The organism is Xanthomonas arboricola pv. juglandis, from assembly GCF_001013475.1.
Classification (GTDB): domain Bacteria; phylum Pseudomonadota; class Gammaproteobacteria; order Xanthomonadales; family Xanthomonadaceae; genus Xanthomonas; species Xanthomonas arboricola.
Window position 1 is genome coordinate 744,016 of the sequence record NZ_JZEF01000003.1, and the last position, 18,463, is coordinate 762,478.

22 protein-coding genes are annotated in these 18,463 nt (G+C 66.1%); 10 read left to right on the plus strand and 12 right to left on the minus strand.

Annotated elements, in window-relative coordinates; all coding sequences use genetic code 11:
* Nucleotides 1-67: 67 nt before the first annotated feature.
* Nucleotides 68-1,525, minus strand: a complete 1,458-nt coding sequence (gene sufB, locus XARJCFBP2528_RS13940) for a Fe-S cluster assembly protein SufB (protein WP_016902344.1) — start codon at nt 1,523-1,525, stop codon at nt 68-70.
* Nucleotides 1,526-1,541: 16 nt separating this feature from the next.
* A complete protein-coding gene (locus XARJCFBP2528_RS13945) occupies nt 1,542-2,000 on the minus strand; it encodes an SUF system Fe-S cluster assembly regulator (RefSeq protein ID WP_016902345.1) in 459 nt (152 codons plus the stop codon).
* A 174-nt stretch (nt 2,001-2,174) separates the two neighbouring features.
* Between XARJCFBP2528_RS13945 and XARJCFBP2528_RS13950 the strand changes: the two genes are divergently transcribed.
* Nucleotides 2,175-2,642: an SET domain-containing protein gene (locus XARJCFBP2528_RS13950; protein WP_016902346.1), complete on the plus strand. Its 468-nt coding sequence runs from the start codon at nt 2,175-2,177 to the stop codon at nt 2,640-2,642.
* 106 nt (nt 2,643-2,748) lie between these two features.
* Entirely contained in the window at nt 2,749-3,291 is a 543-nt protein-coding gene (locus XARJCFBP2528_RS13955; RefSeq protein WP_016902347.1) for a type 1 glutamine amidotransferase domain-containing protein, read from the plus strand.
* Between the two features lie 144 nt (nt 3,292-3,435).
* On the opposite strand, the gene XARJCFBP2528_RS13960 is transcribed toward XARJCFBP2528_RS13955, so the two are convergent.
* From XARJCFBP2528_RS13960 to XARJCFBP2528_RS13990, 7 genes are all read right to left on the minus strand, one after another.
* Entirely contained in the window at nt 3,436-4,032 is a 597-nt protein-coding gene (locus XARJCFBP2528_RS13960) for a YceB family lipoprotein (protein ID WP_016902348.1), read from the minus strand.
* 55 nt (nt 4,033-4,087) lie between these two features.
* Entirely contained in the window at nt 4,088-4,408 is a 321-nt protein-coding gene (locus tag XARJCFBP2528_RS24000) for a hypothetical protein (RefSeq protein WP_080591330.1), read from the minus strand.
* Between the two features lie 279 nt (nt 4,409-4,687).
* Entirely contained in the window at nt 4,688-4,996 is a 309-nt protein-coding gene (locus XARJCFBP2528_RS13970; RefSeq protein ID WP_016902350.1) for a DUF3861 family protein, read from the minus strand.
* Nucleotides 4,997-5,087: 91 nt separating this feature from the next.
* Entirely contained in the window at nt 5,088-5,708 is a 621-nt protein-coding gene (locus tag XARJCFBP2528_RS13975) for a M23 family metallopeptidase (RefSeq protein WP_026064287.1), read from the minus strand.
* 135 nt (nt 5,709-5,843) lie between these two features.
* Entirely contained in the window at nt 5,844-6,269 is a 426-nt protein-coding gene (locus XARJCFBP2528_RS13980; RefSeq protein WP_026064288.1) for an HU family DNA-binding protein, read from the minus strand.
* 599 nt (nt 6,270-6,868) lie between these two features.
* Nucleotides 6,869-7,714, minus strand: coding sequence for a pyrroline-5-carboxylate reductase (gene proC / locus XARJCFBP2528_RS13985; protein ID WP_016902353.1), 846 nt, complete (start codon nt 7,712-7,714; stop codon nt 6,869-6,871).
* A 61-nt stretch (nt 7,715-7,775) separates the two neighbouring features.
* Nucleotides 7,776-8,468 carry a YggS family pyridoxal phosphate-dependent enzyme gene (locus tag XARJCFBP2528_RS13990; protein ID WP_016902354.1) on the minus strand — a complete coding sequence of 231 codons (693 nt, stop codon included), beginning with the start codon at nt 8,466-8,468 and terminating at the stop codon, nt 7,776-7,778.
* Between the two features lie 322 nt (nt 8,469-8,790).
* On the opposite strand from XARJCFBP2528_RS13990, the gene XARJCFBP2528_RS13995 reads away from it, so the two are divergent.
* From XARJCFBP2528_RS13995 to XARJCFBP2528_RS14005, 3 genes are all read left to right on the plus strand, one after another.
* The gene (locus tag XARJCFBP2528_RS13995; RefSeq protein ID WP_003489919.1) at nt 8,791-9,828 is read left to right on the plus strand and encodes a type IV pilus twitching motility protein PilT; all 1,038 of its coding nucleotides are present in this window, start codon (nt 8,791-8,793) and stop codon (nt 9,826-9,828) included.
* 122 nt (nt 9,829-9,950) lie between these two features.
* Nucleotides 9,951-11,081, plus strand: a complete 1,131-nt coding sequence (locus tag XARJCFBP2528_RS14000; RefSeq protein WP_016902355.1) for a PilT/PilU family type 4a pilus ATPase — start codon at nt 9,951-9,953, stop codon at nt 11,079-11,081.
* 285 nt (nt 11,082-11,366) lie between these two features.
* Nucleotides 11,367-12,041 carry a YitT family protein gene (locus XARJCFBP2528_RS14005; protein WP_016902356.1) on the plus strand — a complete coding sequence of 225 codons (675 nt, stop codon included), beginning with the start codon at nt 11,367-11,369 and terminating at the stop codon, nt 12,039-12,041.
* A gap of 126 nt (nt 12,042-12,167) precedes the next feature.
* On the opposite strand, the gene XARJCFBP2528_RS14010 is transcribed toward XARJCFBP2528_RS14005, so the two are convergent.
* Nucleotides 12,168-12,713, minus strand: a complete 546-nt coding sequence (locus XARJCFBP2528_RS14010; protein ID WP_016902357.1) for a DNA-3-methyladenine glycosylase I — start codon at nt 12,711-12,713, stop codon at nt 12,168-12,170.
* Between the two features lie 324 nt (nt 12,714-13,037).
* On the opposite strand from XARJCFBP2528_RS14010, the gene XARJCFBP2528_RS14015 reads away from it, so the two are divergent.
* The 5 genes from XARJCFBP2528_RS14015 to XARJCFBP2528_RS14035 all read left to right on the plus strand — a co-directional run bounded on the left by XARJCFBP2528_RS14015 (nt 13,038) and on the right by XARJCFBP2528_RS14035 (nt 16,474).
* Nucleotides 13,038-13,604 carry a YqgE/AlgH family protein gene (locus XARJCFBP2528_RS14015; protein ID WP_011051924.1) on the plus strand — a complete coding sequence of 189 codons (567 nt, stop codon included), beginning with the start codon at nt 13,038-13,040 and terminating at the stop codon, nt 13,602-13,604.
* Nucleotides 13,597-14,064 carry a Holliday junction resolvase RuvX gene (gene ruvX, locus XARJCFBP2528_RS14020; protein ID WP_016902359.1) on the plus strand — a complete coding sequence of 156 codons (468 nt, stop codon included), beginning with the start codon at nt 13,597-13,599 and terminating at the stop codon, nt 14,062-14,064. The genes XARJCFBP2528_RS14015 and ruvX overlap by 8 nt, the downstream gene beginning before the upstream one ends.
* A gap of 15 nt (nt 14,065-14,079) precedes the next feature.
* A complete protein-coding gene (locus XARJCFBP2528_RS14025) occupies nt 14,080-15,027 on the plus strand; it encodes an aspartate carbamoyltransferase catalytic subunit (protein ID WP_016902360.1) in 948 nt (315 codons plus the stop codon).
* 265 nt (nt 15,028-15,292) lie between these two features.
* The gene (locus tag XARJCFBP2528_RS14030) at nt 15,293-15,733 is read left to right on the plus strand and encodes an OsmC family protein (RefSeq protein WP_016902361.1); all 441 of its coding nucleotides are present in this window, start codon (nt 15,293-15,295) and stop codon (nt 15,731-15,733) included.
* A gap of 144 nt (nt 15,734-15,877) precedes the next feature.
* On the plus strand, nt 15,878-16,474 hold the full coding sequence (locus tag XARJCFBP2528_RS14035) for a glycine zipper 2TM domain-containing protein (protein WP_026064289.1): 597 nt from the start codon (nt 15,878-15,880) through the stop codon (nt 16,472-16,474).
* 117 nt (nt 16,475-16,591) lie between these two features.
* On the opposite strand, the gene XARJCFBP2528_RS14040 is transcribed toward XARJCFBP2528_RS14035, so the two are convergent.
* Together XARJCFBP2528_RS14040 and XARJCFBP2528_RS14045 are read right to left on the minus strand one after the other, a co-directional pair.
* Nucleotides 16,592-17,473, minus strand: a complete 882-nt coding sequence (locus tag XARJCFBP2528_RS14040; protein ID WP_016902363.1) for a PhzF family phenazine biosynthesis protein — start codon at nt 17,471-17,473, stop codon at nt 16,592-16,594.
* Nucleotides 17,474-17,504: 31 nt separating this feature from the next.
* Nucleotides 17,505-18,383: a PhzF family phenazine biosynthesis protein gene (locus tag XARJCFBP2528_RS14045; protein ID WP_016902364.1), complete on the minus strand. Its 879-nt coding sequence runs from the start codon at nt 18,381-18,383 to the stop codon at nt 17,505-17,507.
* Nucleotides 18,384-18,463: the final 80 nt, after the last annotated feature.

Consider the following 18,463-nt stretch of genomic DNA (forward strand, 5'->3'; position numbering starts at 1 on the left):
GCGCGGCAAGGAGCAGGAAAGAGAACCGATACCGATTCTCCATTCCCCACTCCCGATTCCGTTGGCGTCAGCCGACGCTGCCTTCCAGCGAGACTTCCAGCAGCTTCTTGGCCTCCACCGCGAACTCCATCGGCAGTTCGCGGAACACCTGCTTGCAGAAGCCGTCGACGATCAGCGACACCGCGTCTTCCTGGCTGATGCCGCGCGCGCGGCAATAGAACAGCTGGTCGTCGCTGATCTTGGAGGTGGTGGCCTCGTGCTCGACGGTGGCGCCGGGATTCTTCACCTCGATATAGGGGAAGGTGTGCGCGCCGCACTGCTTGCCGATCAACAGCGAATCGCACTGGGTGTAGTTGCGCGCGCCGTCGGCATTGCGGTCCACCTTGACCAGGCCGCGATAGGTGTTCTGCCCGCGCCCGGCACTGATGCCCTTGCTGACGATCTTGCTCTTGGTGCGCTTGCCGATATGGATCATCTTGGTGCCGGTATCGGCCTGCTGACGGTGATGGGTCAGCGCCACCGAGTGGAACTCGCCGACCGAATCGTCGCCGAGCAGCACGCAGGACGGATATTTCCAGGTGATCGCCGAGCCGGTTTCGACCTGGGTCCAGGTGACCTTGCTGCGCGCGCCACGGCATTCGGCACGCTTGGTGACGAAGTTGTAGATGCCGCCACGGCCTTCCTCGTCGCCCGGGTACCAGTTCTGCACGGTCGAATACTTGATCTCGGCATCTTCCAGCGCCACCAGCTCGACCACCGCCGCATGCAGCTGGTTTTCGTCGCGCATCGGTGCGGTGCAGCCTTCCAGATACGACACATAGGCCTTGTCCTCGCACACGATCAGGGTGCGCTCGAACTGCCCGGTGTGGCCGGCATTGATGCGGAAATAGGTGCTCAGTTCCATCGGGCAACGCACGCCCGCAGGAATGAACACGAAGCTGCCGTCGGAGAACACCGCCGAGTTGAGCGCGGCGAAATAATTGTCGCCGACCGGCACCACGCTGCCCAGATACTGTTTGACGATCTCCGGGTGTTCCTTGATCGCCTCGGACATCGAGCAGAAGATCACGCCCTTTTCGGCCAGTTCCTTGCGGAAGGTGGTGCCGACCGAGACCGAGTCGAACACCGCATCCACCGCCACGCCGGCCAGCCGGGCGCGCTCGTGCAACGGCACGCCGAGCTTGTCGTAGGTGTCGAGCAGTTCCTTGGGCACGTCGTCCAGCGAGGCGTACTTCGGGCCCTTGGGCGCGGAGTAATAGCTCAGCGCCTGGAAGTCGATCGGCGAGACCTTCAGCTTCGCCCATTCCGGCATCGGCATCTTCAGCCAGTGCCGATACGCCTCAAGACGCCAGTCGGTCATCCATTGCGGCTCGTCCTTCTTGGCCGACAAGGCACGGATGACGTCCTCGTCCAGGCCGGGCGGGAGCGAGTCCGATTCGATCTCGGTGATGAAGCCGGCGTCATAGCGTCGGCCCAGCCGTTCGATAATTTCGGCATTCTGCGGGGGGGCAAGTTCGGTGGCCATCGGGCTGCCTACAGGGTCAGGTGGTCGCGACGCGTGCGGCGATGGAACGCCGACGGCTGTCGCCAGGGAGAGAGAGGGGCTGCAACATCTGTGCGAGCGTGACGCGACGTAATGCATCGCCGACCACGTCGTTGATCAGGCGCCAGTTGGAACGCACCCCGCATGTCTGCGCGATGCCGCACTGGCTGTGGTCCTGGCTGCATTCGGTGATCGCCAGCGGGCCTTCCATCGCCTCGACGATTTCCACCAGCGTGATCTCGCTGGCCGCGCGCGCCAGCCGGTAGCCGCCGTGCACGCCGCGCAGCCCTTCGACCAGGCCCGCCTGCGACAGCGGCTTGAGGATCTTGCTCACGGTCGGCGCTTCCAGGCCGGCCTGCTCGGCAAGTTCGCTGGCGCTGAGCACCTGGCCGCAGCGCGCTGCCAGGACGGTCAACACGACGGTGGCGTAATCAGTGAGTTTGGTGACGCGCAACATGGGGAAGGCGATAAATCCGAAAGCGGACCGAAATTGTACGCTTTTAGCCGGGGCAGGGCCACCTGCCTGGTTCAGCCGCCGGCAAGCAGCAGCCATTGCGGGTACTGCTGCGCTTGTGCTTGGCGCATCGTCGCGCTGCAGTCACAATGAGCGGCCCCATCACTGGACCCCTTCATGTCGCGCAAAGTTGCCGCCCGCAAGTCACGTATCCACGGCAATGGCATGTTCGCCCTCGCCGCGCTCCGCAAGGGCGAGCGCATCATCCAGTACAAGGGGCGCCTGCGCACGCACGCGGAAGTGGATGCCGATGACACCGGCGATGTGGAAAGCGGCCACACCTTCCTGTTCACGCTCAGCGACGACTATGTGCTGGATGCCAATTACGAGGGCAATGTCGCGCGCTGGATCAACCACAGCTGCAACCCCAATTGCGAGGCGGTGATCGAAGAAGCCGAGGGCGACGACCGCAGCAAGGACAAGATCTTCATCGAGGCCAAGCGCGCGATCAAGGCCGGCGAAGAGCTCACCTACAACTACGGCATCACCCTGGCCGAGCGGCATACGCCGCGTTTGAAGAAGATCTGGGCATGCCGCTGCGGGTCGAAGAACTGCACCGGCACGATGCTGCAGCCCAAACGCTGAGCACCGGTTTGCCGGCGTCGCACTGACGCGGCGCACACATCGATTCACTCATGCGCAACAGGCTCACGCCTAGCGTGCGGGCTTCTTTTTAGTAAGGAGTCCCCGCATGTCGTATTCGCTCTCCGGCAAGACCATCGCAGTGCTGGCCACCGATGGCTTCGAACAATCCGAACTCATTGAGCCCAAGCGCCTGCTGGAATCCTGGGGCGCCAAGGTCGATGTAATTGCGCCCGGCGACGCTGCGCAGATTCGCGCCTGGAACAAGACCGACTGGGGCGATTCGGTGCCGGTGGACCAGCGGCTGGATCAGGCCAAGGTCGACAGCTACGATGCGCTGGTGCTGCCTGGCGGGGTGCTCAACCCCGACACCTTGCGCGGCGACGCCAAGGCGATCGCATTCATCCAGGCCTTTGCCAGTGCCGACAAGCCGGTCGCGGCGATCTGCCACGGCCCGTGGCTGCTGGTGGAAAGCGAGCTGGTTCGCGACCGCGACGTCACCTCGTGGTCGTCGGTCAAGACCGACCTTCTCAATGCCGGCGCACGCTGGCAGGATGCGGAAGTGGTTGTCGACGGGTCGCTGATCACCAGCCGCAAGCCCGACGATATCCCGGCCTTCACCGCTGCAGTGGCCAAGGCCCTGGTGGCCTGACCGGTCCCCTGCAACGTTGAGATGAAAACAAAGGCCCGGCGTGGTGATGCCGGGCCTTTGTCTTGATCCGATGGCCGTTCGCGCGGGTTGGCGCGACGGCGTGGCGGCATGTTTCAAGCCATGCGTCGCAACTGGCGCGTCAGCCTATTTCCCGGACAATGCAGCGGCCGGCACCAGCTGCTCGATGTTCTGGTTGAAATTCACCGCGACGCGGCCGTTCTGGATGCCGACCGACTCCACCTGCACATTGCCCATCACTGCCGCGATGGCCGGGTCGATGCGATAGATCGGCTCCTTGCGCGCGTAATCGGCCAGCCAGGCGTTGAGCAGCTGGCGGGTGCTGTGGTCGAGTTTTGCGCCGGCGTTGGCCGGGCGGAAATCGTCGATGGTGGGTTGATCGAGATAAAAGCCCTGCTTGGCCGTGTCATAGCGCAGTGCGCTGGTCAGGGTCACGTTGCCGACCGGTGCAGGCGCGCCGCCGGCAGTGGCGAGCGCCAGGTCGAAGGCCATCTTGAGCCGGTCGCCCGGCGGCAGCGACAGTGCCGGATTGCTGACCGTCATCTCGACCAGGCCGCCCAGCGCGTCGTGCGTCTGCGGGAAGCGGCCACCCAGGAATTGCTGCAGGTCGCTGCCCTGTACGCTGATCTGGTGTCCCTGGATCTGCGGGGTCGCCCACGCGCTGGTCGTCGGTAGCGCCAGAGCGAGGGCAAGCATGGATCCGGCAAGCGAACGCAGTTTCATCGGGTGACTCCGGCAACAGGTGCGATCACCTTAGTCGGTGCCGGTGAACCGTGGGTTAGCGCAATATCGGGTGCAGGGTGGCCGAGTAGATCTCCCAGTCGTCGCTGCCGCTGCGCGGCTGCAGCCGGTAGGCGCCGACCAGGCGTTGGGTGCCGGTGTCGGTGCGCACGATCAGTTGCACCGGCACTTCGATCCGGCGCGGGGGCTGTTCCTGATCCAGTGCGATGGGCGCGTCGTTATTGATACGCATCGACTGGATATTGCCGATACCGCGCAGCGCCGCATCGTCCGGCACCGGGGCAGGGCGACCGCCGCTCCACAGCGCATCGGCATCGCCACGTGCCGCACCTGGCAACGCGCCCAGGTATCGCTGCACGGTCGCGCTTGCTTTGGCGAAGTTGGCGCGCGCAACCGCATCGTCAGGGGTGGCATCGCTTGCGGGTCGTGCGGGCGTGTTGTCTGTGGTAGCGGTAGTCGGCGTTTGCGTCGCCGCGGCGACGTGCGAGGACGCTGCCGCGTTGCCCGGTTCTTCGTCTGCGCTGCGATGGCAACTGCAACCGGCAATTGCCGTTGCAAGCATGACGATCCCCAACCCACGCATGGCGCATCTCCCGTCCCCGATGCGCGCAGTGTAGCGGTCGCCGCGACGCCGGTCTCAGGCGCCGGCGGCCGGCTGCACGCGTTGCAGGCGTTCCAGCAGCAACTGCAGTCTTGGCCGCAAGGCCTCCAGTGCATCGCTTGGCTGCGCGCGCGGGCGGGCGGCCAGGTCTTCCAGCAGCTGCGAGCCGACCGTCAGCGCCGCGCATTCGTCGCTGCTCAGATCGCGTCGCAGATGCAGCTCCTCGAGTAGCCGCATCCAGTCGGCCCGCGAGCGCTGTTCGAATTCGATGGTGCAGCGATCGCTGCAGGGGCGGCCATCGCTCTCGATGGGCGTGACCGTAATGCGATAGCGTTTTCGGGACATGGAGGGGCGTCGTTCCTTGGGCTGGCTCCACCATAGGCGTAGCCAGCAACGGCCTCGATAGCTCAGGCCATGACGCAGTGTTCCAGCATGCTCACTGTGCCGGCTGTGGCACGGGTTTGCGTAGCAGCGGCAGTGGATCGTACGCACCGTTGCGCCCATAGACACCATAGTGCAGATGTGGCGGCGTGCCGCGCGCGTTGCCGGTGGTGCCGACCATGCCGAGCGGTGTGCCGGGCTCGACGACATCGCCAACGGCAAGCCCGGCGGCCCAATCGTCCAGGTGCGCGTAGTAATGGCGTTCCATCGCCGGCCCGAGCACCCAGACCTGCTTGCCGCCCAGGCCTTGATCGCGGATGGCGCTGACCACCCCGCGTGTCGCGGACAGCACCGGCGTGCCGCGCGGCGCGAAGATATCCACGCCGGCATGGCGTCGGTCGCGACCGCGCGGTGCGCCGAAGGTGTCGGCGATGCGGCGCGCCTGCACGCCTTCGACCGGAACCGACAACTGCACGGGTGGCGGCATGCGCGACAGCTCCCAACTGGTACGCAGTTGCTCGGCAACCGGCAACTGCCATGCCCAACGCGCGGCCACACCCAGGGCGCACAGCAGTGCGATCGACACCAGCAGCCGGCGCACCCGGCGCGCGGGGCTGCGGGTTGCCGATGACGGCGGTGTGGCTGGGCGAGGAGACGACGGATCGGTCACATGCACCTGCTGCGTTGCAAATCAGCGTGCAGGGTAGGCAAGCGGCGATGAGCGGCATGTGGGGAGTGATGCGGGCGGTCACGCGCGCGCAAAAAAAAGACGGCCCGCAGGCCGCCTTCGTGACAACGCAGGCGTGCTCGATTAGAGCGCGGCGTCCTTCAACTTCTTCAGCAGGCGAGCCTTGACCTTGAAGCTGGCCGGCTTCGCTGCAAAGGTCTGCTCTTCCTTGGTGAACGGGTTGATGCCCTTGCGCTTCGGCTTGGCCGGCACATGGACGCTGGTCAGCTTCAGCATGCCCGGCAGGGTGAACGAGCCGGCGCCCTTCTTGCTCAGCGACGAATGGGCGGCCGATTCCAGCGTAGCCAGAACGGCGCGGACGTCCTTCGGGGCCAGCTGGGTGGATTCGGCAATGTGCGCGACCAGGCCGGTCTTGCTCAGCGCTTCCTTGATCGGCTTCGGCGCAGCGGACTTGGCAGCAGCGGCCTTGGCCGGCTTTGCGGTCTTGGTCGCGGCGACCTTTTTCACTGCCTTCTTGGGGGCAGCCTTCTTAGCGGCGGTTTTTGCCATGAGTTATGTGTTCCGTGATCGTTGGTGGTGTTGGGTCTGCCGACCCAGTCGGCAACGCGAAATGTAGGGCAACTGCTGCGCGCCGCCAATAGGGAAACGATGAAACAACCGAAAAAAAGCGTCTTTTGACGGGGATTCGTTCACCGGCGGCAGAAAACCTCCGCGAAAGCGCTGTCGACACGGCTGCGATGCGCAGGGCGATGCGGTGTCTGACGCATAGCAGCAGATCGTTTGCGCGAAGCCATGTGTGCGTTTTGCATCGAGCTCGCCGCTGAGGATTGGCTACGGCGTGCAGCTGGCGGTGGCGTTCGCTGCCGCGATCAGCGTCGCCGCGTGGCTACGCCTTGCAGGAGACGTCCGACGTCGCCGGCTGTTGGTGCGTGTTCCTGAGGCCTTGTTTTGATCCGACGAGCCGCTGCGTTTGCGCTGCTGCTGCCGTGTGCGCCCGTCGCGTGCGCCGGGTTTTTACGCGCCTGACAGGCGCCGACGCGCTGTAGGTGGTGACGGCTTAACTGCGCAATTGCAGCTGCACTCCCGCGCGCGGCACGGCCGGCGCTGCGAGACATTTCTGCTTTGGACGACGTCCCGTCACCGGTCGACTAATCATTGGCCGCCGACAGGCTGCGGCCGCGCTCGGTCGCTGCGGCAATCGCCTTGGCGGTGAGCGCTTCGAACTGGCCGGCCTGAAATGTCTCGATTGCCGCCTGCGTGGTGCCGTTGGGCGAGGTCACCCGGCGGCGCAGCAGCGCCGGTGCTTCGCCCGATTCGGTCAGCATGCGCGAGGCACCGAGCAGGGTCTGCAGCACCAGCGTGCGTGCGGTGTCGGCTGGCAGACCTTGTGCCTGCGCGGCGGCTTCCATCGCTTCGGCCAACAGAAACACATAGGCCGGCCCGCTGCCGGAGACCGCGGTCACCGCATCCATCTGCGCCTCGTCGTCGATCCAGACGGTGACGCCGGCGCTCTCCAGCAGGCCGGTTGCCTGCGCGCGTTGCGCGTCGGAGACGCGTGGATTGGCATACAAGCCGGTGACGCCGGCACCGAGTAAGGCAGGTGTGTTGGGCATTGCGCGCACCACCGCAAGCTCGCCGCCGGACCAGCGCTCCAGCTGCGGAGCGGTGATGCCGGCGGCGATGGACAGCAGCAGCGGCTGCTGCGCCTGCGCAAGATCGGCCAGCTGCACGCATACCGCTGGCAGCACCTGCGGCTTGACCGCCAACATCCAGATGGCTGCGCCGTCCACGGCGCTGCGCGCCTGCTCCACCGCATGCACGCCGAAGTCGCGCGACAGCGCATCGCGCAGTTCGGGCACCGGCTCGGCGACGCGAATGCTGGCCGCGGGCACGCCTTGCCGGATCAGCCCGGCAATCAGGCTGCGCGCCATGTTGCCGCCGCCGACGAATGCGGTGATTGCAGCGGAAGGCGCGGGCGAGGAGGGCAGAGTCATTGCGACACCTTAAGTAAGAGGAAACGGCGATGTGCTACGCGAGGCTGATCGGGACCGGGGGTCAGGACGCCGCGGCAGCCGACGAGCCGCGTTCGCCGAACAACGCAGTCCCGACCCGCACCATGGTCGCGCCGGCCGCGATCGCTTCGGCAAAATCCGAGCTCATGCCCATCGACAAGGTATCCACCTGCGGGTAGCGGCGCTTGAGTTCTTCGAACAGTACCTGCATGCGGGTAAACGCCGCCATGCGGCGCGCCTGCTCGGGGAATGGCGCGGGAATCGCCATCAGGCCGCGCAATTGCAGCCGCGGCTGCAGCGCGATGGCCGCGGCCAGACCGTCGACCGCCTCCGGCGCGCAACCATGCTTGCTGTCCTCGTCGTCGATGTTGACCTGGATCAGCACATTCAAGGGTGCGCGACCGGCCGGGCGGTGGTTGGCCAGCGGCGCGATCAGCTTGGCGCGGTCCAGGGTCTGCACCCAGTCGAACCACTGGCTGGCCAGTTCGGCCTTGTTGGATTGCAGGTGGCCGATCAGGTGCCACTCCAGGCCGAGCGTCTGCAGTTGGGCAATCTTGGTTTGCGCTTCCTGCACGTAGTTTTCGCCGAATGCGCGCTGGCCCTGCGCCGCCAGCGCGGCAACCGCGTCTGCCGGCCGGGTCTTGGACACTGCCAGCAGGCGCACATCGGCGCGTGCGTGCCGAGCCGCGGCGGCGTGGATGGCATCGAGAATCTGCTGCAGCGACGAAGCCGGCACGTGGCAATCCAGGCGGGAAAGGAACGCTATAGTGCCGCCCCCGGCTGCGTCCTTCCAGCCGGCGCGTCGGATCGGGTCGGCGATGACGCTGCAGTGGCGCCAGCCCGCGCCGAGCCTGTCCACAGGCGGGGCGAGCTGGCGATCGGCGCGGCGCTGGCCCAGGCAAGGACCGTGCCCGCACCGCGCGCCCAAACCAACGTCTTCAGGCGCGCCCGACGGTGCCGGCCTGAACCGGCCGCGCGCCGCTTCCCGCCAGCAGCCAGAACGCTATACTGCCGCTCGGGGAGTACCTTCCAATCGCAGCCTAGGGGAAAAGCAGCGCATGGATATCGCTGAACTATTGGCGTTTTCCGTCAAGAACAAGGCATCGGACCTGCATCTGTCGGCCGGCTTGCCGCCGATGATCCGTGTCGATGGCGATGTCCGTCGCATCAATATTCCGGCCCTGGACCACAAGCAGGTGCATGCGCTGGTCTACGACATCATGTCGGACAAGCAGCGTCGCGATTACGAGGAATTCCTCGAGGTCGACTTCTCGTTCGAGATTCCGTCGCTGGCGCGCTTCCGCGTCAATGCGTTCAACCAGAACCGCGGCGCCGGTGCGGTGTTCCGTACCATTCCTTCCGAAGTGCTGACGCTGGAAGACCTGGGCTGCCCGCCGATCTTCCGCCAGTTGATCGACCAGCCGCAGGGTTTGATCCTGGTCACCGGCCCGACCGGTTCGGGCAAGTCGACCACGCTCGCCGGCATGATCGACTACATCAACAAGAACGAATACGGCCACATCCTCACGGTCGAGGATCCGATCGAATTCGTGCATACCTCGCAGAAGTGCCTGATCAACCAGCGCGAAGTGCACCGCGATACGCATGGCTTCAACGAGGCGCTGCGCTCGGCGCTGCGCGAAGATCCGGACATCATCCTGGTCGGCGAATTGCGCGACCTGGAAACCATCCGCCTGGCGTTGACTGCCGCCGAAACCGGCCACCTGGTGTTCGGCACCCTGCACACCAGCTCGGCGGCCAAGACCATCGACCGCATCATCGACGTGTTCCCGGCCGGCGAAAAGCCGATGGTGCGCTCGATGCTATCCGAGTCGCTGCGCGCGGTGATTTCGCAGGCGCTGCTGAAGAAGGTCGGCGGCGGACGCACCGCGGCCTGGGAAATCATGGTCGGCACCCCGGCCATCCGTAACCTGATCCGCGAGGACAAGGTGGCGCAAATGTATTCCTCGATCCAGACCGGCCAGCAATACGGCATGCAGACGCTGGACCAGCATCTGCAGGACCTGGTCAAGCGCAGCCTGATCACGCGCAACCAGGCACGCGAGTACGCCAAGGACAAGCGGATATTCGAGTGATTCGGGAATAGGGAATCGGGAAAGGGGAATCGCGAAAGCACGCATCCCTGACCGGTCCCGGCTCCCGGCTTTTCCAATTCCCGATTCTCGATTCCCCATTTCCGGCTCCGAAGGAGCACGCCATGAGCACCATCGACTTCACCTCCTTCCTCAAGCTGATGGCGCACCAGAAGGCGTCGGATCTGTTCATCACCTCGGGGATGCCGCCGGCGATCAAGGTGCACGGCAAGATCAGTCCGATCACCCAGACCCCGCTGACCGCGCAACAGAGCCGCGATCTGGTGTTGAACGTGATGACGCCGTCGCAGCGCGAAGAATTCGAAAAGACCCACGAGTGCAATTTCGCCATCGGCGTGTCCGGGGTCGGGCGCTTTCGCGTGAGCTGCTTCTACCAGCGCAACCAGGTTGGCATGGTGCTGCGCCGGATCGAAACGCGCATCCCCACGGTAGAAGAGTTGAGCCTGCCGCCGGTGATCAAGACGCTGGCGATGACCAAGCGCGGCATCATCATCTTCGTCGGCGCCACCGGCACCGGCAAGTCCACCTCGCTGGCGGCGATGATCGGTTACCGCAACCAGAATTCCACCGGGCACATCATCACCATCGAGGACCCGATCGAATTCGTGCACAAGCACGAGGGCTGCATAATCACCCAGCGCGAAGTCGGCATCGATACTGACAGCTGGGAAAACGCGCTGAAAAACACCCTGCGCCAGGCGCCGGACGTGATCATGATTGGCGAGGTGCGCACCCGCGAAGGCATGGATCATGCCGTGGCCTTCGCCGAAACCGGCCATCTGGTGCTGTGCACCCTGCACGCCAACAACGCCAACCAGGCGATGGACCGCATCATCAACTTCTTCCCGGAAGACCGCCGCAACCAGTTGCTGATGGACCTGTCGCTCAATCTCAAGGGCGTGGTCGCGCAGCAGTTGATTCCGACCCCGGATGGCCGCGGCCGCCGCGTGGCGATGGAGATCATGCTGGGCACGCCGCTGGTGCAGGACTACATCCGCGACGGCGAGATCCACAAGCTCAAGGAGATCATGAAGGAGTCCACCAACCTGGGCATGCGCACCTTCGACCAGAGCCTGTTCGAGCTGTACCAGGCCGGCGAGATCAGCTACGAAGACGCGCTGCGCTACGCCGACTCGCAGAACGAGGTGCGCCTGCGCATCAAGCTGTCGCAGGGCGGCGACGCCAAGACCCTGGCGCAGGGCCTGGATGGCGTGGAGATCGCCGAGGTTCGCTGAGCGCCTGCAGGAGCGCTGCACGCCGTGGCGGATGGCCAGGCGTGCATGGAAGGAAGCGGGATGGTCTGCGCTGAATCCGATCCAGCGTGCTGCTTGCAGCTGTTTCGCACGCGATGCCGGCGGCGGGCGCCGCCATGGCCGATGACCGTGCAACGTCGCAACGCACGCGTGGGGTGATGTTTCAGATGTAACCAGGCGGGCCGATAGTGTCTAATATCCGCACCCCACCGCAGTGCCCAGCCCGTGAGCCTTCCCGATTCCGATCTCCGTCCGGAGCAACAGCCGTTGCCCGACGACGGCACAGTGATGACTTCCGGTCCGTTGACGCCGCCACCGGATTCGGCCGGCACCCCGGCCGACGATCACGCGTTTCACCACTCGGTGGCCGAGGACGTGCAGGGCATGGTGCTGGCGACGCTGGTGGCTTCGCTGGGCCTGGCGATCTTCGCCAAGGGCGGCCTGATGATCGGCGGCATGGCCGGCGTGGCGTTCCTGCTGCATTACGCGCTGCACTGGAACTTCGGCCTGGTGTTCGTGCTGGTCAACCTGCCGTTCTATTGGCTGAGCGTGCGTCGCATGGGCTGGGAATTCACCCTGAAGACCTTCGCCGCGGTAGGCGCCTGCGGTGCGCTCACCGACCTGCTGCCGCGCTGGGCCGATTACGCGCACATCAACACGCTGTTTTCGGCGATCGTCGGCGGCGCGCTGGCGGGCCTGGGCATCCTGTTCTTCATCCGCCACCGCGGTAGCCTGGGCGGCATCGGCATCCTGGCGGTGTACCTGCAGCGCGAGCGCGGCTGGAGCGCCGGCAAGGTGCAGATGAGTTTCGATGCGATGCTGATGCTGGTCGCCTTCAGCGTCCTCACCCCGGACAAGGTGCTGTACTCGGCGCTGGGTGCGTTGATGCTGAGCCTGGTGCTGATGTTCAATCACCGCCCGCATCGTTATATGGGCGTGTGATCCAACGCGCCGTTGGTGCCGCTGCGATCGGCAGCGGCACCCATCACGCCGGAGCGGTGTATGCGCATGCCCGCGGCAGCTGCGGCAGGGCAACTGCCTGCCGGCGTCTGCGCGCTGATGTCGCCGTTAGGCCTTGCCGTGCCGCAGCCACGGCGGCGATAGCGCCTGGATGCGTTTAAACACCGGGCAATCGGCATGGTGCGCGCCGGGCAGGTAGCCCAGGCTCATCAGGAACTCGCCGGTGATCTCGCCGCCGGTGAAGCGGAAGGTCTTCTTGAACAGCTTGACCCAGGCGGCTTTGTCGAGCGGATGCTGTGCATCCAGCCATTGCGCGAAACTGCCGTGCGAGGCGCGTAACTGCTGGATGACCTGCGCATTGTGGATGGCCGCCAGCACCTTCAACCGGTTGCGGATGATGCCGGCATCGCCGAGCAGCCGCGCAATGTCGCTCTCGCCATAGGCGGCCACCGTGTCCACGTCGAAGCCGTCGTAGGCGCGCTGGAAGTTGCTGCGCTTGCGCAGGATGGTTTCCCAACTCAGCCCGGCCTGATTGATCTCCAGCACCAGGCGCTCGAACAGCTCGCGCTCCTCGCGCTGCGGAAAGCCGTATTCGTGGTCGTGGTAGTGTCTGTGGACCGGATGCCCGGGGGCGATGCTGCAGTAGCCGCTCATAAGATGCCTGTTGTAGATGGAGCAGGTGTAGGTGGAGCAGCGGCCGGCGCGACGGCCGGGAGTCCGGCCCGCCACGATAGCGACCGAACAGCGACGTGTGGGTGCACGCATCGACTGCGGTGCCGTAGCAGATCGATCGCAGCATGGCGCAGCCTCAAGGTCCGCGCCCAGCAATCTGAACGGGCCGGCCTTGCCTGCCGGCTGCCACCGGCGGCGTCTGCGGGGCCGCTGTCCATCGGCAGCATCGGCAGTCCGGTGCCGCCGGCATGCAGCAAGTATGGCAGCGGCTCTGCGCGCAGCGAAGCGAACGGCTAGAATGCGGCCATGTCTGTTTTGCCCACGCCTCTGGCCAACCAACTGCTGATCGCGCTTCCGGCGCTGTCCGATCCCACCTTTTCGCGCAGCGTCGCGCTGATCTGCCAGCACGACGAGAACGGCGCCATGGGCGTGCTGGTCAACCGGCCCTCCGAATACACGCTGGGCGAGGTCCTGTCGCAAATGGGCATCGACACCGTCGACGAGCACCTGCGCGAGCAGATCGTGCTCAGCGGCGGGCCGGTGCACCCGGAGCGCGGTTTCGTCATCCACGACGATGCGCGCGACTGGGATTCCAGCCTGGAAGTGGGGCAGGGCGTCTACCTGACCACCTCGCGCGACATTCTCGAAGCCATGGCGGCCGGCGAAGGCCCGCGCAATGCGCTGGTGGCGCTGGGCTGTGCCGGCTGGGGCGCGGGGCAACTGGAATTCGAACTGGGCGAGAACAGCTGGCTGACCGCGCCGTCGGACGCCAATGTGCTGTTCGCCACCGCGCTGGAAGATCGCTGGCAGACCGCTGCCGGGCGCATCGGCGTGGACCTGTTCCGGCTGACGGATTATTCCGGGCATGCCTGAGGCGGGCGCGATCCGCCCGGATGGCACGGTGCTGGGCTTCGACGTGGGATCGCGCCGCATCGGCGTGGCCATCGGCACTGCGCTCGGCGCCGGTGCGCGTGCAGTTGCCGTCATCAATGTGCATGCCAGTGGCCCGGACTGGGTCGCGCTGGATCGCGTGCACAAGCAATGGCGTCCCGACGGCCTGGTGGTCGGCGACCCGCTGACCCTGGACGACAAGGACCAGCCCGCACGCAAGCGCGCGCATGCCTTCGCCCGCCAACTGCGCGAGCGCTATGCGCTGCCGGTGGTGCTGATCGACGAGCGCTCCAGTTCGGTCGAAGCCGCGCAGCGTTTCGCGCGCGAGCGCGCCGATGGGCGCAAGCGCCGCCGCGATGCCGAGGCACTGGACGCGATGGCGGCCGCGGTGATCGTCGAACGCTGGTTGGCTGCGCCCGAACAAGCCACTCTTCTTCCCTGACACTCCCGACCTGCGATGACCACCATGCAACTCGATTCGGACGGACGCCTGCGCCACCTGCTCACCCTGGAAGGACTGCCGCGCACCACGCTGCTGCAGCTGCTCGATCGTGCCGGCCAGATCCGCGATGCGGCGGTGGGGCGCGTGGGCAAGCGCAGCGTGCTCGCCGGCACCGCGGTGTGCACGCTGTTCTTTGAACCGTCCACGCGCACGCGCAGCTCGTTTCATCTGGCTGCGCAGCGCCTCGGCGCGGACGTGCTCAACTTCGATGCCTCCACCTCGTCCACCCGCAAGGGCGAGACCGCGCGCGACACGCTGAAGAATCTCGAGGCGATGGGCGTACGCGGCTTTGTGGTGCGCCATCCCGACGACGGTGCGGTGGAAGCGCTGGCCGCGGCCGCAGGCGAGGGCACCGCCTTGATCAACGCCGGTGACGGACGCAGTTCGCATCCCACCCAGGGCCTGCTCGACATGCTCACCTTGCGTCAGGCCAAGGGCACCGATTTTTCCAAGCTCAAGGTGGTGATTGTCGGTGATGTGAAGCACTCACGCGTTGCGCGCTCGGACCTGCATGCGCTGCGCACGCTGGGCGCCGGTGAGATCCGCGTCTGCGGTCCGGCCAGCCTGCTGCCCGATGACGACATGCTGGATGGTTGCGTGGTCGGCCAGGACTTCGACGCCATGCTGGAAGGTGCCGACGCCTTGATGATGCTGCGCCTGCAGCGCGAGCGCATGGAAGAAGGCCTGGTGCCGTCGCTGGAGCAGTACCACGCCGTCTACGGGCTCACCCGCGAGCGCCTGGCACGCGCCGGCCGCGACGCCGCCGTGCTGCATCCGGGCCCGATCAACCGCGGTGTGGAAATCACCGACGAAGTCGCCGACGGCGCGCAATCGTGCGTGCTGCGCCAGGTCGCCAACGGCGTGGCGGTGCGCATGGCCGTACTGGAAACCCTGCTGGGTTGAGCCAGCCCGGCGACGCGACCGCGCACCCACACTGCGGTCGCGGTCGCGGTCGCCGCCGGCCGAGCGTCTCCGCGCAGACGCTCGCAAAACCCTTGCCATCAGAACGCGCGCACGCCCTGCTCTTACGATTCCCGATTCCCGATTCCCGATTCCCGATTCCCGAATCCCGAATCCCGAATCCCGAATCCCGAATCCCGAATCCAGCCACCACGCCATAACATCCACTCGCCTATCGTGGCCGCTCCTTTCATCGCAGGAGATCGCAATGGGTATTTCGCGTCACGCCACCGCTCACTGGGAAGGCGACCTCAAGACCGGCAAGGGCCAGCTCAGCACGCCGCAAAGCGGGCTGATGGACAAGACCCGCTACGCCTTCAGCAGCCGCTTCGGCGACGAGAAGGGCACCAACCCGGAAGAGCTGATTGCCGCCGCGCACGCCGGCTGCTTCACCATGGCACTGTCGGCACAACTGAGCGAAGCGGGTTTTCCGCCGACCTCGCTGGATACGCGCGCAGACGTGGATCTGTCGATGGAAGGCGGCCCGCAGCTGTCGCAGATCCGCCTCAAGCTCAAGGCCGTGGTGCCGGGGATCGACGAAGCCAAGTTCCGCGAGCTGGCCGACACCGCAAAGAAGAACTGCCCGGTGTCCAAGGCGCTGAGCGCCGTGCCAATCAGTCTGGAAAGCGAATTTTCCAACCAGGCGTGATTCCGTTCGTGCGCCGGCGATGGCTGCCGGCGCACGCAGCTGGCGGCGACCTGAATAGGGCGTTGCAAGGGCGGTTTGGTTCAGGGCGGTTTCACTGGCGCAGGCCGAGCATCGGCAGCGTGTCCTCCCTGTGAAGCTGCTGCAATGAAAACTCTTGTGCTTGGTGCTCTGGTGATGGGTCTGGCAGTTGCAGGCAATGCAACGGCGCAGCGCTATGACAGCGGCTACAACGGACGTGGCAGCTATGAGGATGGTCGTTACGAATATGCGCGGGTAGTGCGCGTGGACCCGATCATTGTGACCGATTCGTATAACGAGCGCAGCAGCGAACGCTGCTACAACCGCCCGGCCGATGGCTACTACACCAGCAACGACGGCTACTACCGCGATGGCGGCAGCTATGGCCAGGCCGGTGTGTCCAACCGTGGGGTGGCCAGCGTGATCGGCGGTATTGCCGGTGCGGTGCTTGGTAGCCAGGTCGGTGGTGGCAATGGCCGCCTGGTCGGCACCGCCGTCGGCACCATGGCAGGCGTTGCGGCGGGCCGCTCGATCTACGAAGCCAATAATCGCAACTACCAGGGCAATGTCAGCGTCTGCGAGCCGGTGTCCTACCGGCGCGAACGCGATCGTGTCGATGGCTACGACGTGACCTACGAATACGCCGGCCGCACCTATCACACGCGTAGCGACTACAACCCGGGCGACCGCATCCGCGTGCGCGTGGACGTGCGCCCGGACTGACCGCTCGCTGCGGTCAGTCGATCGACATCCGCCGGTGGAATGACGAAAACGCTGCGGGCCACCGCAGCGTTTCTTGTTTCGATGCAAGCACTCTTCAGCCTGCAGGATCAGGCGCGATCACGCCCAATCCAGCGTGCCGCGGATCACCGTCTGCACCTGGCCGCCAGACCACACATCGCCATTGGCGTCGATGCGCAATTCCAGCAAGGCGTCGAAGCCGATCTCGCGGCCCTGGCTGACCACGTAGCGACGTTCCTTGCCCGGCAATGCCTGGCGACTGTCCAGCCAGGCGGCGAGCACTGCATTGGCCGCGCCGGAGGCGGCATCTTCGAAGCGCCGGCCATTGCCGACGAAGGCGCGTACCGCCAGATCGTAGGCACCGGGCGCTGCGGCGCGGGCATAGGCGAACACGCCCATGCTGCCGGTGGATTCGGCCAGCGCGGCGATCGCATCCCAATCCGGCTGCAGGCCGCGCAGCGCCGCTTCGCTGGCCAGTTCCACCACCCACCAGGTGCGGCCGCCGTCCATCAAGGCGGGCGGCAGGCTGCCGAGTGGCCAGCCGCCCACCGCATCGCGCAGGCGCGGGTCGTCGGCCTCCACCTGCTCGGCCACGCGCGCGCGCGGGGTGCGGATGGCGATGCTGCGGTGGCCTGCGATCTGCTCCACGCGCAGCGGCAACTGGCCAGCGATACCATCTTGGATCAACACGCCGTCGTCGGGCGCGGCCAGGCCGGCTTCCAGCACCGCGTGGGCGGTGCCGACGCTGGGGTGGCCGGCAAACGGCACTTCCTTTTGCGGGGAAAACATCCGCAGCCGATAGCTGCTGTGCGCATCCGGCGCCGCAAACACGAAGGTGGTTTCCGGCAGCTTGGTCCAGCGTGCGATGGCCTGCATCGCGGCATCGTCCAGGCCTTGGGCATCCAGCACCACCGCCAGCGGGTTGCCGCTGCCGGGGCGGGCGGAGAACACATCCAGTTGCAGGAAACGGCGGGTGGTCATGGTGGCGGCTCGGCGAACAGGGCGCGGCAGCTTACCAATCGATGCGGCCTTCGATCACTTGCCTGGTCGTTCCGCCGATCCAGACTTCGCCTTCGTGATCCACCTCCACGTGCACACGGCCGTCGCGGCCGACTTCGCGCCCCTGGCTGGCGACATAGCGCGACGCCTGGCCCGGCACGCGGCCTTCGCCGTGCAGGCGCGCGGCAATGCAGGCGTTGGCGCTGCCGGTGACCGGATCTTCCGGGATGCCGTCGGCGGGGCAGAAGGCGCGCACCACCAGGTCCGCATCGCCATTGGCCTGCGGGGCGTAGATGGCCAGGCCGGTGGCTGCGCTGGCCTGGGTCAGGCGGCTGATCGCCGCCAGATCGGGCAGCGCCTGGCGTACCGCCTGCGCGTCGGCCAGTTCCAGCAGCCACCAGCCGGGGCCGTTGTTCCACAGTGCGGCCGGGCGTTCGGCCATGCGCAGGCCGGCGCAGGCCTCGTGCAATGCCGCAACATGCGCATCGCCGGTTTCGACTGCTTGCGCACGCGGTGCCCGCAGCCGCACCAGCAGGGCGCCATGGCGGTCGATCACCTCTACGGGCAGCACGCCGGCAGCGCATTGTTGGCGCATCCGGCCATCAGGCTTGAACGCCACCAGCCCGTGCGTTGCCGCCGCCCACGCAGCGCCGACGCTGGGGTGGCCGGCGAACGGCAGCTCGGCGCGTGGCGTGAAGATGCGGATGTGGTAGTCCGCATCGGGCGCGCTGACCGGCAGGAAAAAGATCGTCTCCGACAGGTTCAGCCAGGCGGCCATCTGCTGCATCTGCTCCGACGACAACGTCTGCGCGTTGAGGACCACGCCCAACGGATTGCCGTGGCCGTCCTGGCCGCCGAACACATCCAGTTGCAGGTAGCGGTGCTTGCTCATGGGGCATGGATCTCGGTCGATGGAAGGCGCGTCGATGGTTGCAGCGCAAACCGTTGCGGTGATGGCCGTGGCCGCCGGCA

Coding starts and splice junctions, on each gene's coding strand:
- sufB (WP_016902344.1), bottom strand. CDS start 1,525: ATGGCCACCGAACTTGCCCCCCCGCAGAATGCCGAAATTATCGAACGG.
- XARJCFBP2528_RS13995 (WP_003489919.1), top strand. CDS start 8,791: ATGGATATCGCTGAACTATTGGCGTTTTCCGTCAAGAACAAGGCATCG.
- XARJCFBP2528_RS13970 (WP_016902350.1), bottom strand. CDS start 4,996: ATGTCCCGAAAACGCTATCGCATTACGGTCACGCCCATCGAGAGCGAT.
- XARJCFBP2528_RS14030 (WP_016902361.1), top strand. CDS start 15,293: ATGGGTATTTCGCGTCACGCCACCGCTCACTGGGAAGGCGACCTCAAG.
- XARJCFBP2528_RS14010 (WP_016902357.1), bottom strand. CDS start 12,713: ATGAGCGGCTACTGCAGCATCGCCCCCGGGCATCCGGTCCACAGACAC.
- proC (WP_016902353.1), bottom strand. CDS start 7,714: ATGACTCTGCCCTCCTCGCCCGCGCCTTCCGCTGCAATCACCGCATTC.
- XARJCFBP2528_RS13980 (WP_026064288.1), bottom strand. CDS start 6,269: ATGGCAAAAACCGCCGCTAAGAAGGCTGCCCCCAAGAAGGCAGTGAAA.
- ruvX (WP_016902359.1), top strand. CDS start 13,597: ATGCCTGAGGCGGGCGCGATCCGCCCGGATGGCACGGTGCTGGGCTTC.
- XARJCFBP2528_RS14040 (WP_016902363.1), bottom strand. CDS start 17,473: ATGACCACCCGCCGTTTCCTGCAACTGGATGTGTTCTCCGCCCGCCCC.
- XARJCFBP2528_RS13950 (WP_016902346.1), top strand. CDS start 2,175: ATGTCGCGCAAAGTTGCCGCCCGCAAGTCACGTATCCACGGCAATGGC.
- XARJCFBP2528_RS13945 (WP_016902345.1), bottom strand. CDS start 2,000: ATGTTGCGCGTCACCAAACTCACTGATTACGCCACCGTCGTGTTGACC.
- XARJCFBP2528_RS13960 (WP_016902348.1), bottom strand. CDS start 4,032: ATGAAACTGCGTTCGCTTGCCGGATCCATGCTTGCCCTCGCTCTGGCG.
- XARJCFBP2528_RS14045 (WP_016902364.1), bottom strand. CDS start 18,383: ATGAGCAAGCACCGCTACCTGCAACTGGATGTGTTCGGCGGCCAGGAC.
- XARJCFBP2528_RS14025 (WP_016902360.1), top strand. CDS start 14,080: ATGACCACCATGCAACTCGATTCGGACGGACGCCTGCGCCACCTGCTC.
- XARJCFBP2528_RS14015 (WP_011051924.1), top strand. CDS start 13,038: ATGTCTGTTTTGCCCACGCCTCTGGCCAACCAACTGCTGATCGCGCTT.
- XARJCFBP2528_RS14035 (WP_026064289.1), top strand. CDS start 15,878: ATGAAAACTCTTGTGCTTGGTGCTCTGGTGATGGGTCTGGCAGTTGCA.
- XARJCFBP2528_RS14000 (WP_016902355.1), top strand. CDS start 9,951: ATGAGCACCATCGACTTCACCTCCTTCCTCAAGCTGATGGCGCACCAG.
- XARJCFBP2528_RS13955 (WP_016902347.1), top strand. CDS start 2,749: ATGTCGTATTCGCTCTCCGGCAAGACCATCGCAGTGCTGGCCACCGAT.